We start from the raw sequence: 13545 nt of genomic DNA, 5'->3' as shown, positions 1-13545 counted from the left end.
AGGGATCGGAGAGACACGTGCAGGACGCCATCCCCGTCGAGCACTCGACCGGCCCCGACGCCGCGCTGCGGAGTCGGCTCGCCGGTGGGCCCAACGCGCTGTTCGCCTACGGCACCCTCCAGTTCGAGGCCGTACTCACACCGCTGCTCGGACGGATGCCCCAGAGCTCACCCACGACCGCTCCCGGCTGGCGTGCCGCCGCTCTCGAACGACGTGTCTACCCCGGACTCGTGCCCGCTTCCGGTGCCGCGGCACCCGGTCTGCTGCTCACCGGGCTGAGCCCCAGGGAGTGGGAGATCCTCGACGCGTTCGAGGACGACGAGTACGAGTTGCGCCAGATCACCCTGGCCTCGGGGGACCGCGGATGGGCCTACCTCTGGCGCGAGGGCGAGGTCCGGGCGGAGACCTGGGACGCCGACGACTTCGCGGCCCGCCACCTTCCCGCATTCGCCGCCTTGTGCGCCCGGATCGCCCCGGACCTGGCCGCCGACGACAACCGCCCCGGCACAAGGCCGTCCCCGTAACGGCAACGTCCAGGCCGGCCCGTCACCGGGCCGGCCTGGACGTGGAGTGGTGGGATCAGACCAGGTCGAAGCGGTCCAGGTCCATGACCTTGGCCCAGGCGGCGACGAAGTCCTTCACGAACTTCTCCTTCGTGTCATCGCTCGCGTAGACCTCCGCGAGCGCGCGGAGTTCGGAGTTCGAGCCGAAGACCAGGTCGGCGCGGGTACCGGTCCAGGTGACCGCGCCGCTCGCGTCGCGGGCCTCGAACTCGTCCTGCGCCTCCGAGGTGGACTTCCAGGTCGTGCCCAGGTCGAGCAGGTTGACGAAGAAGTCGTTGGTCAGGGTGCCCGGACGGTCGGTGAGGACACCGTGCTTCGAACCGCCGTGGTTGGCGCCCAGCACGCGCAGACCACCGACGAGGACGGTCATCTCGGGGCCGCTCAGGGTGAGCAGGTTGGCCTTGTCGAGCAGCAGGTACTCGGCCGGCAGGCGGTTGCCCTTGCCCACGTAGTTGCGGAAGCCGTCGGCGGCCGGCTCCAGCGCGGCGAAGGACTCGACGTCCGTCTCCTCCTGCGCGGCGTCCACCCGGCCCGCCGAGAACGGCACCTCGACCTCGACACCGCCGTCCTTGGCCGCCTTCTCGACGGCCGCGTTGCCCGCGAGCACGATCAGGTCGGCCAGGGAGACCTGCTTGCCGCCCTTGGCGTTGAAGGACTCCTGGATGCCCTCCAGCGTGCGAAGCACCTGGGCGAGCTCGTCCGGGTTGTTGACCTCCCAGCCGCGCTGCGGCTCCAGGCGGACGCGGGCGCCGTTGGCACCGCCGCGCTTGTCGCTGCCGCGGAAGGACGAGGCCGAGGCCCAGGCCGCGGAGACCAGCTGCGAGACGGTCAGGCCCGAGGCGAGGACCTGCTCCTTGAGCGCGGCGCTGTCGGCGGCGTCGATGAGCTCACCGGTGCGCTGCGGCAGCGGGTCCTGCCAGAGCAGCACCTCGGAGGGCACCTCGGGGCCGAGGTAGCGGACGACCGGACCCATGTCGCGGTGCGTCAGCTTGTACCAGGCGCGGGCGAAGGCATCCGCGAACTGCTCGGGGTTCTCGTAGAAGCGGCGCGAGATCTGCTCGTAGACCGGGTCGAAACGCAGCGACAGGTCGGTGGTGAGCATCATCGGGAGGCGCTTCTTCGACGGGTCGTGCGCGTCGGGGATGATCGCCTCGGCGTTCTTCGCCACCCACTGGTTGGCGCCGGCCGGGCTCTGGGTGAGCTCGTACTCGTACTCGAAGAGGTTCTTGAAGAACTCGTGGCCCCACTGGGCCGGGGTGCTGGTCCAGGTCACCTCGAGGCCACTGGTGATGGCGTCGGCGCCCTTGCCGGTGTTGTACGTGCTCCGCCAGCCGAGGCCCTGCTCCTCCAGGCCGGCGGCCTCGGGGTCGTCGCCGACGTGGTCGGCCGGGCCGGCGCCGTGGGTCTTGCCGAAGGTGTGACCACCGGCGATCAGGGCGACGGTCTCCTCGTCGTTCATCGCCATGCGGCGGAACGTCTCACGGATGTCGCGGGCCGCGGCGATCGGGTCCGGGTTGCCGTTGGGGCCCTCCGGGTTGACGTAGATCAGACCCATCTGGACCGCGCCGAGCGGGTTCTCCAGCTCGCGCTCGCCGCTGTAGCGCTCATCGCCGAGCCAGGTGGTCTCGGGGCCCCAGTAGACGTCCTCCTCCGACTCCCAGACGTCCGCACGGCCACCGGCGAAGCCGAAGGTCTTGAAGCCCATCGTCTCCAGGGCGACGTTGCCGGTGAGGATCATGAGGTCGGCCCAGGAGATGGCCTGGCCGTACTTCTTCTTGACCGGCCACAGCAGACGGCGGGCCTTGTCCAGGTTGCCGTTGTCCGGCCAGCTGTTCAGCGGGGCGAAGCGCTGCTGACCGGCCCCGGCGCCACCGCGGCCGTCGCTGATGCGGTAGGTGCCCGCGCTGTGCCAGGCCATCCGGATCATCAGCGGGCCGTAGTTGCCGAAGTCGGCCGGCCACCAGTCCTGCGAGGTGGTCAGCACCTCGGCGATGTCCCGCTTCACGGCCGGGAGGTCGAGGCCCTTGAACGCCTCGGCGTAGTCGAACTCCGCACCGAGGGGGTTGGCCACGGCGGGGTTCTTGGCGAGGATCTTCAGGTTCAGCCGGTCCGGCCACCACTGGCGGTTTCCGCCGCCCTGCGTCGGGTGCGGGGCACGCCCGTGTGCGACCGGGCAGCCACCTCCGCCTTCCGTCTTCGCGTCTACGACGATTGCGTCATGGTTCTCAGACATGGGAATCCTTCCGGACCAGGCGGATCACGGTGCTCATGAACTGCGGATGGTGGAACGGTCGGGGCACGGCCCCGGGAGATGGCCTCGGCCTCGTCGATCGAGGGGACGATCGGGAAGCCGTGGTTCGTCGGACGCGGTAAGGCAGAGGTCCTCGTGTACGACGTGGAGGGAGACGCGGGAGGCCTTCACCGGAGGGCCTGCACCGCGGAGCCGCTCGGCGGTGGTCCCGTCACGTCTCTGTCTCCTGTCGTACTGGAGTCTTCCTGTCTCTTGGCTCTCGCCGGAACCGATCCTACGATGGACAGAATCTAAGTCAAGAAGTGCGCCAAACCCATATCCGATCGGATCCCGGATGTCCATTGGTAAACTTCGGGAGTCCCACCGAACCTGAATAGGTGAACCGATATGAGTGACCTGCTGGAGCGACTGCGAGGGCGTGGCTGGCGGATGACCTCCCAGCGACGTGTCGTTGCGGAGGTCCTCGACGGCGATCATGTGCATCTCACGGCCGATGAAGTGCACGCCCGTGCGGCAGATCGGCTGCCCGAGATCTCCCGCGCGACCGTCTACAACACCCTGGGGGAGATGGTCTCGCTCGGTGAGGTCATAGAGGTCTCCACCGACGGCCGCGCCAAGCGCTACGACCCCAACGCACACCACCCGCACCAGCACCTGGTGTGCTCCGGCTGCGGCACCATCCGCGATGTCCATCCGACCGGCGATCTGCTGGCCGGTCTCCCGGCGGAGGAACGGTTCGGCTTCACCGTGTCCGCGGTCGAGGTCACCTACCAGGGGCTGTGCCCGTCCTGCGCCTAGGCAGGCGGGCGGTCGTTCACCGTCCGGTGCGTCCGGTGCGTCCGGTGCGTTGATCGGCCGCAAGCCATGCCCCCGGACGGACGGGTGCCCGGGACATCGCCAACGCGGGCCGCGGCCCCGCCCGTTGACACACAGGTGTCCGGGCAGGGCCGTGTACGGGGACGGCGGACGTCATGCGCCCCGTCAGGCATCACGCCGGTTGGTCAGGACCATCGCGACGACGAGTGCGACGACCGTGGTGACCGCGAAGTAGCAGAGCCCCGGGACCGGTGCCAGATCGGTGGAGGACGGTGACACCTGGAGGATCTGCCGTCCGGCCTGGGTCGGCCACCACTTGAGCAGGGCATCGCCGAGCATGTGGAACACCGTGGGAAGGATGAAGGTGATGCTGACGGCGGCCGTGATGCCGCCCGCGGAGGCGCGCAGCACCAGGCCCAGGGCGAGCGAGAACACCCCGAGCAGGGCCAGATAGCAGCCTCCGCCCACCAGTGCACGCAGCACCGCGTCCTCCGACAGGGACGGGACCGGGACACCCGACCCCAGCGTGAGGGTCCCGGCGGCGAAGGTGGCGAAGACGATGGCCGTTCCCGCCACCAGGGAGACGGTGAAGACGACCAGGGCCTTGGCGGCCAGCAGCCGCAGGCGGTCGGGTACCGCCGTGAACGTACTGCGGATCGAGCCGGTGCCGTACTCCGACGTGGCCGTCAGCACGCCGAAGACGCAGATCGCCATCTGTCCGAGCGAGAGACCCACGAGGATCTTCTCCATGACGAACGCCGTGGTGTCCTGCGGAAGCGCCTCGCGGCCGCCGATCATGCCGATGCCGATGCTGATGCAGGCGGCGGCCGCCAGCGTCCACCACGTCGACCGGATCGACCGCATCTTGATCCACTCGAAGGCGACCGCATCGGCGAATCGCGGCTGCATGCTCCGGTTGTCACCCGGCAGCGCACGGGGGACCGCTCGGTGTTCCGCCCCGGCGGTATGCGTCCTGACCATGTTCATACGGCAACTCCGTTGTGCTCGGCGGCTCCGCGCCGCCCCACCCGGTACTCGACGGCATCCGCGGTGAGCTCCATGAAGGCTTCCTGGAGTGACACCCGCTGTGGTGCCAGCTCATGCAGCCACAGGCCGTTCTGCCCGGCCAGTTCCCCGATCCGCCGGGCGTCGAGCCCCTTCACGATCAGGGGAGGTTCCTCGACCGCATCGTGCCCGCGCTCGCGCTCGCGGTCCACGAGGGCGTCGACCGTTGCCCCGCTGCTCCGCAACACGGACACCAGTTGCGCCGTGTGCGGTGTACGCACCACAACACCGTTGTGCGAACTGCGCGCCAGGAAGTCGGCCATCGAACTGTCGGCCGCCAGACGGCCACGGCCGATGACGATCAGATGGTCCGCGGTGTCCTGCATCTCGCTCATCAGATGGGAGGAGACCAGAACGGTCCGGCCGTCGTCGGCCATGCCGCGCATGAACTCGCGCACCCACTGGATGCCCTCCGGATCCAGGCCGTTGACCGGTTCGTCGAGGATGATGACCTCGGGGTCCCCCAGCAGCGCGGCCGCGATGCCCAGACGCTGGCCCATGCCGAGCGAGAAGCCACCGACCCGCCGCCGGGCGGGGTCGGTCAGGCCGACCAGCTCCAATACCTCGTCAACTCGCCGCTTGGGGAGGCGGTTGGAGGCAGCCAGCCCCCGCAGATGCTCGCGCGCGGTACGCCCGCTGTGCACGGCCTTCGCCTCCAGCAGCGCACCGGCGGTGCACAGTGGACGGGCGAGCTCCCGGTAGGGGCGGCCGCACACCGTCGCCGTACCGGAGGTCGGCTGGTCCAGGCCGACGATCATCCGCAGTGTGGTGGACTTCCCGGCCCCGTTCGGCCCGAGGAAGCCGGTGACGAGTCCGGGCCGGACCGTGAAGCTCAAGTCGTCCACGGCGATCTTGTCGCCGTAGCGCTTGGACAGTCCCTTTACTTCGATCATGTGGGTTCCTTTCGCGGCGCCCCTCTGGGGACGGGAATCACGCTAAGTCGCCCCGCTCCGGGGCCGCGTCAGTCCAAAGCGCCGCTCTCGGTACGCCGCGGGTATCAGCGGAGGGCCCGCCGTGCTACCTGAGAGGTAGCGGACGTTCGGCGTCGAATCGGGCACCGTGTCCTCGCCCATCGAGGTGTCCTCCGGTCGGACACAGACGGAAGAGAAGGCGGCCGTACGCCTCAGGTCGCATACGACGTGGTGGCTTCAGTAGTCGCAGCCGTTGAGGCCCCGGTAGAGAAAACGGGTCAGGGCCTCGATCAGCTGTGTGTCGTCGAGGTCGATCTCGCCCTGCTGCCGGCTCTCCAGGGCGGTGTCGAGCATCGCGAACGCGATCCGCAGAGAGTTCTCCGGTGATGCGGGCAACTGCCGTCCGGCGGTGGCGACGCTGGTGATGTGATCCAGGATGTCGCTCAATGCACTGCTGCGGAACTCGGCAAGGCGTGCCGCGAACTGCTCGCTCACCAGAAGGGCCTGCTGCATGGCGCGCACGGTCTCGGAGTGACGGCGGTAGACGCTGATGTAGGCGGCCACATGGAAGCGGATGGCATCCGGGTCGGTGAAGTCCGCCGAGTGGTCGGCGTCGTGGGACATCATGTCGCTGTCGGCGCCCATGTCTGCCATGAGGGCTTCGAGGAGCGCTTCCTTGCTGCTGAAGTGGCTGTAGAAGGAGCCCGTGGAGCGGCCGGCCTCGGCGGTGATGTCTGTGATCTTCGTGTTCAGATAACCGCGCTCGGCGAAGACCCGCTTCGCCGCGGCCTTCAGGGCGGCCTCCGTTTCCGCGGCCTTCTCCTTGCGTCCCACAGTCACCTCCTTGTGCCGAACCGTATCAACCGGCAAGATGAATCCTGATTCAGTGAATGGAGATTCACCTATGACAGTTGTGCTCATCGCCGGAGCGGGCCCCACCGGTCTGACACTGGGTATCGAGCTGGCTCGGCGCGGAGTGGACATCCGTGTCGTCGAGCAGAGGGACACCTTCTTCGCGGGCTCGCGCGGCGACAGCCTCCAGCCGCGCACCCTGGAGGTGTTCGAGGACCTCGGTGTGCTCGACGAGGTTCTGCGGCAGGGGTGTCCGCTGCCGACGATGCGCGTTCATCTCGACGGGGCCCATGTGATGGACCGGCGGATGGCCGAACCCCTCGAGCCGACCCCCGATGTGCCCTACCCGAACGCCTGGACCCTCGGCCAGTCGCAGACGGAGGGCATCCTGCGCGACCGCCTCGCCGAGCTCGGCACCCGTGTCGAACTCGGCACGGCGCTCACCGGCTTGACCCAGGACGGGCACGGCGTAACGGTGCGGCTGTCCACGGGCGAAAGCGTGCGCGCCTCCTACCTCGTGGGCGCCGACGGCGGACGCAGCACCGTGCGCAAGGCGCTGGCGGTGAGGATGGACGGCACCACGGACGAGTCGCTACGGGTGCTCATCGGGGATGTGGCCGCCGACGGGCTGGACCACGCGTGGGGCTACTGGTTCTGCCGCGCCGAGAACCCGCGCGACGGCGTGGCCATGAGTCCGCTGCCCAGCACACCGGGGCTGTTCCAGTTCAACACTCCGCTGGCGGACGACGACACCAACGCTTCGCTGCGCACCCTCCAGCGCAGACTGGACGCGCAGTCAGCGGACGTCCGGTTGACCCGCCTTGCCTGGGCGACGGTCTGGCGGCCCAACATCCGGCTGGCCGAGCGTTTCCAGGTGGGCCGGGTGTTCCTCGCGGGCGATGCGGCCCATGTGCACCCGCCGACCGGCGGACAGGGGCTGAACACCGGCGTGCAGGACGCCTACAACCTCGGCTGGAAACTGGCCGACGGCTCACCCGCCCTGCTCGACACCTACGAGATCGAGCGGCGCGCCACGGCCGCCCGCGTACTGGAGCTGTCCACCCGGCTGCTGGAACGCCACAAGGAGGGCGCCGAGGACGCCCACCGCCGTGACGCGAGCACCCGCCAGCTGGATGTGTCCTACCGGACGACCCAGGGGCGTATCGTCGCGGGCGACCGGGCCCCGGACGCCCCGGTCACCGGCGCCGACGGGCGGGCGCTGCGCCTCTTCGACCTCTACCGCGGGCCCCATGCCACCCGCCTCACCTTCGGCGCGCCCGGCCCGGACGAACCGCACTCCTGGACCGTTCTCCCCCCGGGGCGGTCCGCACCCGGCCGGTACGTCATGGACAGCCACGGCCACGCGCGCCGCCTACGACGCCATGGACGGAACCTCCGTTCTGGTGCGCCCGGACGGCTACATCGGCCGCATCGGGCCTCACGGCTCGTAATCCTCCATCAGCCGGCTGATGACCTGGTGCAGGACATCCGCTCGCCGCCGGTCCTCCCGCTGATCGCGCAAGGCGCGTTCGGTGGTCCGGAGCATGCGCCAGGCTGCCGCGTCCTGGTCCATCACCTCGTCCACGAGCGGGGAGGAGACCAGGTCCAGGCACTCGGCCAGCCGGCGCCGGGTGGCGGGGGAGGGTGCGGTGGCCTCGGGCTCCGCGAAGCCGTCGGTCAGGTAGCGGGCGGGATCGGTGAGGCTCCAGCCCGCCACCGCGCCCTCCTGTACGAGGAGGGTCACATCGGGGGCGATGCCGATCCGGGCGTCCAGCGGCCGGTCGAGCACACCGAGGTCCCTCACACACCTCAACTCGGCGGCTTCGGGGTCGCAGCAGAACACCGTCGTCTGCGGCAGGGCGAAATTCTCGGCGGTGTCCGCGCGCAGCCCGCCCGGCAGCGGGTCCGGCCCGTCGGGCACCCGGCGGCAGGAGTCGGCGGGAGCGGACTGCGGGGGCACGGAGAACGTGGCGTGGGACAGCTCCCGGCCGGCCTGGTCGAACCGGAACTCATCGTCCTCCGACCACAGCCACGGTGCGCTGCCGAAAGTGTGCGCCAGTTGCCGCTCACGCCCTTCCGGGTCCGTATATCCGGCGACGATCACCTGGGGACCGGAGAAGTCGAAACGCGGTGCGAAGGTCAGCGGAGTTCGCGTCGTTTCGGCACTCATGGTGTCACCGACCGAGAATTTCACCATGGGTCGCCTCATTTGATCTGCTTCGCGGGGTTCAAATATCCACCCTTCGTGTTCGGAATCTTACCGTTCACGATGTCGTCGTGTGAGATAGGGGTTCCGGGGTCGTCCGGTGATCCGCCCGTCGCGTCGACCCCGCTGGTTCCCTTGCGGCCGGACGGTCCGTAGCCCGTGATGACGTCGCCCGCACCGGCGCCGGCTCCCTTGGTGACCACGATGTCGTCGCCCTGCCGGAAGATGAGGTTTCCCTTCTGGCCTTCGGAGAGATAGACCGCGTCCGGATTCTTCAGAATTTCCAGCACGCGTTCGTCGTTGTCGAAGTGCGGATGATAGTTGCTGGCCTTTCTCATCTTGCCCTGTGCGGCACTGTCGATGATCTTGTCCGCCGCGCCCTGGGCCTTCGCGGTCGGGCACTTCGCGAGGCCGAGCGGGTCGCTCCAGGTGTGCGGGTTGTGGACGTAGGCGCCGGGGTTGGGCGCCGGACCGAGGCCGAGCGGATCGGTGGTGACGTAGCGGGCGGTTTCCGGGTCGTAGTGGCGGAAGTAGTTGTAGTGGAGGCCGGTTTCGGCGTCGGCGTACTGGCCGGGGAAGCGGAGCGGGCACTCCACGTCGCCGGACGGGGCGGGGAGCGGTGTGCCCCATACGGTGGTGCGGAGTTGCCAGTCGAGGGTGCCGTCGGGGGTGACCAGTTCGGTGGGCATGCCGACCAGGTCCGTGATGATGGCGTGGAAGCGCGCGTCGTACTCGGACTGAGGTACGTCGGCGAGGGCGAGAACCGCGTTGGCGCTCCCGGGAACGGCCTCAGCTGTCCGGTGTGTGGTCTGCGCTACCGGGCGATGGGTGAGCGGGGCGTAGTCCCACGTCGTCACCGTGCCGCCCGAGGTGATCTGTTCCACCAAGTGGGCGCTGTCCCAGGTGAAATGGACTTCCTCGGCGACCGTACCGTCGTCCAGGAGGTGGCGTTTCGCGGTGCGGCGGCCGAGCGGGTCGTAGGTGTAGCACCAGCGGTCGCCCTGCGGGGTGGTGACCTCGGTGAGGCGGTCGTGGGTGTTCCAGGTGTAGGTCCAGGTGCGGGTCCGGCCGTTGAGGAGTCTGCGGGTCCTGCGGATGAGGCGGCCCGCGGCGTCGTGTTCATAGCTGGTGCGGCCCGCGTGGCGGATGAGGGTGCCGTGGTAGGCGCGGTCACCGGACGCCGCGTGGTCCGGAGCGGTGGCGTGTGTCTGGTTGCCCGCGCTGTCGTAGGCGTACTTCTCGGTCCAGCCGTGTGCCTGGACCCCGGTCACCCGCCCCATGCTGTCGACGGTGAAGTCACGGGTTCCAGTCGTGAGTTCGCGGATCTGTGTGACGTAGCCGTCGGTCCGGTAGGTGTAGCTGCGGTGCTGGAGAAGGCCCTCGGGTGAGGTGGTGAGGCTCTGCGAGGTCAGGCGGCCCACCGTGTCCCAGCCCTGAGCCAGGGTGACCGCTCCGGTGGCGCGCTGTGTCTCCCGGCCTGCCGCGTCATAGGTGAAGGAGAGGGTGTTGCCGCCGGTGGTGAGCGTGGACGGGTACCCCGTCGCCTCCCATGACCAGTCGGAGGTGCGGGCCGAGGGGGTGGTACGCCGGGTACGTCTGCCCAGGGCGTCATAGGTGTGTCTGATGGTGCGGCCGTTGAGGGTTTCCGCGATGAGGCGGCCGAGCGGGTCGTGTTCCCGGGTGAGCTCGGTCGTGGGGTTGGCCGCCTGGATCAGAGCGCCGTTGGCGTCGTAGGCGAAGGTGGTCTCTTCGCCGGTGCTCTCGTCGTGCTGGGCGAGGACGCGCCCGGCGGTGTCGAGGGTGTAGCGCAGTGTTTCGCCCAGTGCGTTGGTCCGTGCGGTGAGGCGGCCCGCGGCGTCACGGGTGTAGGTGCGGGTGGCGCCGTTGAAGTCGGTCTCGGCGACCAGATGGCCTGCCGGATCGTAGTCGTAACGCCACTGGCGGCCCTGGGGGTTGGTGACGGTGGTCAGGCGAAGTTCGGTGTCGTAGCCGAAGGTGTAGCGGGCGCCGTCGGGGTCGGTGCGGGTGACCGGCTGGTCGAAGTAGGTGTGGGTGTAGGTGGTGGTGTGTCCGGCCTGGTCGGTGTGGTGGGCGAGGTTGCCCTCGGTGTCCCACTGCCACACCTCGCGGGCGCCATCGGGGGTTTCGCGCCAGGCGGGTCGGCCTTCGATGGTCCAGCCCTGCCGGGTGGTCCCACCGAGCGGGTCGGTAATCGCGGTGATCTGGCCGTGGGGGCCCCGGCCGACATGGGTGGTCCGGCCGAGGGGGTCGGTGACGGTGACCGGCAGACCGGCGCCGTTGGTGGTCACCTCGATGGTGTGGCCCAGCGCATCGGTGATCGCCGAGAGGTGACCCTTGTTGTCGTATGTGTAGTAGGTGGTGGCCCCGCTGGGGTCGGTGGTGGAGGTGTGCGCCCCGCGTGCGTCATAGGTGTGGCGCCATACCGCGCCGCCCCGTTCATGGATCTCCAGCGGCAGGCCCCACGCGTTGCGGACGGCTCTGCTGACGGTGCCGTCGGGGTGCTCGATGGTGGTCAGGCGGTCGTGGTTGTCGTAGTGATAGCGGGTGGTGTGGCCCAGTGGGTTGGTGATGGCGATGGGGTGGCGGTTGTTGGTGTCCCATTCGGTGTGGGTGGTGTTGCCCAGCGGATCCGTCTCCGCGATCACCTTGTAGGCGTTGTTGTGGGCGTAGGTGGTGGTGTTGCCGAGAGAGTCGGTGTAGCGGGTGGTGCGGCCGTCGGTGCTGTAGTGGAGCCGGCCGGAGAGGGTGCCGTCGGGGCCGATGCCGCGCAGGACGCGGCCGCGGTGGTCGTAGACGTAGGCGTAGGTGGTGCCGTTGCGGTCGGTCCAGGACGTGATGCGGTGTGCGTCGTCGTACTGGTAGCGCAGTGGTTTCCCGGTGGAGTTGATGATCTCGCTGAGGTCTCCGGCCTGGTTGTAGCCGTAGGAGATCAGGGTGGTGCTGTGCTGGTGGTCCTCGCCGTGGAGCATGCGCAGGGCGGTGATGCGCAGCAGTTGTGGGTCGGTGTCGATGGCGATGCGGTAGCCGCCGGAGTGGTTGATCTCCGTTGGGGTGCCGTCTGTGGTGTAGGTGATGGTGATGCGGTCGCCGTCGTTGTCGCCGGTGCGGTCGGTGATCGCGGTCAGGGCGAGCTCCCGGCCGGCTGCCGGGAGCGGGCTGAAGTGGAGGGTGCGGTGGTGTTCCGGGGCGGTGATGGTGAACGTGCCGTCCGGCTTGCCGTCCCAGCACAGCGGCCAGCGGGGGCCGGAGGCGGGCAGCGTGGGGACACCGGGCTCCGGTATCGGGTACGCCAGGAGCATGCCGTCGTCGGTGATGTAGACGACACCCTCGTCGTCGATCTCCAGGCGCTGGTCGAGGGTGCCCGCCCAGGTGCGGCCGAACCACCCGCCGCAGGGGTGCCCGGAGACGTAGTGGCGCTCCAGGACCAGCGGGAGCACTCCGGGCAGGGCGACGTCGGTGGCGGACATGACCATCTCGCCGGTGGCCACATCGATCGGCTCACCGGTGGTGGGCCGCTCCCCGTTCGGTGTGCTGTTGTTGTCCGGATCGCTGTTCGTGCGCCCGCGGGCTCGGCCGTCGCGGCAGAGGGCGCGTTCGCGGTTGAGGAGGCGTTGCGCGGCGTTTTTGGCCGCGGAGCCGCCCCGTCGGATGGCGCCTGAGCCGCCGGATGCGAGGGCGAGGAGGAGTTCGGGGGTGAGCTGGCCGGCGGCGCGGGCAGGGTTGCGTTGCCATTCGTCCCAGTTGACGACGGCCTTGGCGAACTCTTTGGGGTGGTCGGCGGCGTAGGCGGCGCCGTCGACCATGCCCGCGAGGCGCAGTCCGGCGCCTCCTATGCCGTCGTTGACGAGGTCGTCGAAGTCGTTGTACCAGCCGCTGACGGTCTCGCCCGCGCCGCCGAAGAAGTCCCCGAGGCCCTTTTTGAACGTGTCCCAGCCGGAGGGGGCGGGGGGTTTGTCCGGGGCCTCTTTGGCCGCGGTGTCCAGTTTCTTCTTCGACGCGGAGACGACGAGCTGGAGTTCGTGCTCCAGTTTGTCCAGGCGGCCGTAGCAGCTGTTCAGCGCGGCGAGTCCGGGGTCGTCCTCCGGCGGGCGCTCGGGCAGGGTGTCGTCCTTGCGGTCCACCGCGGCGTTGTATTCCTTGACCCGAGCCCAGTAGCGCTTGGAGGCGGCGCGGGCCTCGTCGGCGTCATCGATGATCGGTTTGACGCGCTTTTGCACCGACCGCAGTTTGGCGGCGTAGGAGTCCAGGGCGCTTGCGGCGGAGGTGAAGTAGGTCTGGGCGGACTCCAGTTCTTTGGGGAGTTTGTCGGTGGCGCCTTTGAAGCCTTCGTTGGCGGCGCCGGTCCAGTTCATCAGGGACAGGACGCCGAGCTGGTCCTCTCCGTCCTTGAACGCGCCGGAGTAGGCGCGGAGTTTGACGGCCAGGTCCTCGATGGTCTTCGGTGAGCCGGGTATGACCTCAGAAGGCTTGGCGCCTTGCGGTATGCGCTCGGTCGCGCCGCCTTCGATGGCGTCCTTGTGCGTCACGCGATGTTCCCTTCCCCCGTCGTCGGCTTCCCAGCCGCCGTCGTACCGAAGCCGCGGCCCGGTCGGTACGTCCTGATGACTACCGCCGCAGCTGTTGCGGTTCCCCTTGGGCTCGCTCCGGCATCCGCCTGGTGGTTTCTCGGCACACCAGGTCCGCCGATATCGGCCTGCCCCCGTGCCCGGGTGGACCCGACCTTCCCCATCTCCCGGACATGGGGGGCATCTTCGCATGTGGCGGCGGGGATATGAGCGCTGCGACGATCACCACCACGCGCCGGGCGGGGGCCCGGGGGTGGTGTGCATCGCACTGCGCGCGCACGGTGTCATGCCACCG

At 69.2% G+C, this 13545-nt stretch carries 7 protein-coding genes and 1 pseudogene; 3 read left to right on the top strand and 5 right to left on the bottom strand.

Going from position 1 to position 13545, the window contains the following annotated elements:
- Positions 1 to 17: 17 nt before the first annotated feature.
- Positions 18 to 524 (top strand): gamma-glutamylcyclotransferase family protein, encoded by a 507-nt coding sequence (locus JK363_RS36160; protein ID WP_201882002.1) that lies wholly within the window; start codon positions 18 to 20, stop codon positions 522 to 524.
- A 55-nt stretch (positions 525 to 579) separates the two neighbouring features.
- Here the strand turns inward: JK363_RS36160 and katG are convergent, their stop codons facing one another.
- Positions 580 to 2796: a catalase/peroxidase HPI gene (katG, locus tag JK363_RS36155; protein ID WP_201882000.1), complete on the bottom strand. Its 2217-nt coding sequence runs from the start codon at positions 2794 to 2796 to the stop codon at positions 580 to 582.
- Between the two features lie 405 nt (positions 2797 to 3201).
- Between katG and JK363_RS36150 the strand changes: the two genes are divergently transcribed.
- Positions 3202 to 3612 (top strand): Fur family transcriptional regulator, encoded by a 411-nt coding sequence (locus JK363_RS36150; protein ID WP_201881996.1) that lies wholly within the window; start codon positions 3202 to 3204, stop codon positions 3610 to 3612.
- Positions 3613 to 3795: 183 nt separating this feature from the next.
- Here JK363_RS36150 and JK363_RS36145 read toward each other — a convergent pair whose 3' ends face one another.
- From JK363_RS36145 to JK363_RS36135, 3 genes are all read right to left on the bottom strand, one after another.
- On the bottom strand, positions 3796 to 4539 hold the full coding sequence (locus JK363_RS36145) for an ABC transporter permease (RefSeq protein ID WP_201881994.1): 744 nt from the start codon (positions 4537 to 4539) through the stop codon (positions 3796 to 3798).
- Between the two features lie 74 nt (positions 4540 to 4613).
- Positions 4614 to 5588 carry an ABC transporter ATP-binding protein gene (locus tag JK363_RS36140; protein WP_201881991.1) on the bottom strand — a complete coding sequence of 325 codons (975 nt, stop codon included), beginning with the start codon at positions 5586 to 5588 and terminating at the stop codon, positions 4614 to 4616.
- Positions 5589 to 5843: 255 nt separating this feature from the next.
- Positions 5844 to 6440 (bottom strand): TetR/AcrR family transcriptional regulator, encoded by a 597-nt coding sequence (locus JK363_RS36135; RefSeq protein WP_201881983.1) that lies wholly within the window; start codon positions 6438 to 6440, stop codon positions 5844 to 5846.
- Positions 6441 to 6477: 37 nt separating this feature from the next.
- Here JK363_RS36135 and JK363_RS36130 point away from each other — a divergent pair.
- A pseudogene (locus tag JK363_RS36130) lies at positions 6478 to 7692 on the top strand (FAD-dependent monooxygenase); the annotation flags it as partial.
- A 971-nt stretch (positions 7693 to 8663) separates the two neighbouring features.
- On the opposite strand, the gene JK363_RS36120 reads toward JK363_RS36130, so the two are convergent.
- Entirely contained in the window at positions 8664 to 13211 is a 4548-nt protein-coding gene (locus tag JK363_RS36120; RefSeq protein ID WP_307822006.1) for a DUF6531 domain-containing protein, read from the bottom strand.
- Positions 13212 to 13545 lie beyond the last annotated feature (334 nt).

The organism is Streptomyces coffeae, assembly GCF_016741875.1.
GTDB classification, from domain to species: domain Bacteria; phylum Actinomycetota; class Actinomycetes; order Streptomycetales; family Streptomycetaceae; genus Streptomyces; species Streptomyces coffeae.
The sequence above is the reverse complement of the archived record's forward strand: the minus strand, read 5'-3'. Positions and strand labels throughout refer to the sequence as shown.

Coding starts and splice junctions, on each gene's coding strand:
- katG (WP_201882000.1), bottom strand. CDS start 2,796: ATGTCTGAGAACCATGACGCAATCGTCGTAGACGCGAAGACGGAAGGC.
- JK363_RS36145 (WP_201881994.1), bottom strand. CDS start 4,539: ATGCAGCCGCGATTCGCCGATGCGGTCGCCTTCGAGTGGATCAAGATG.
- JK363_RS36150 (WP_201881996.1), top strand. CDS start 3,202: ATGAGTGACCTGCTGGAGCGACTGCGAGGGCGTGGCTGGCGGATGACC.
- JK363_RS36140 (WP_201881991.1), bottom strand. CDS start 5,588: ATGATCGAAGTAAAGGGACTGTCCAAGCGCTACGGCGACAAGATCGCC.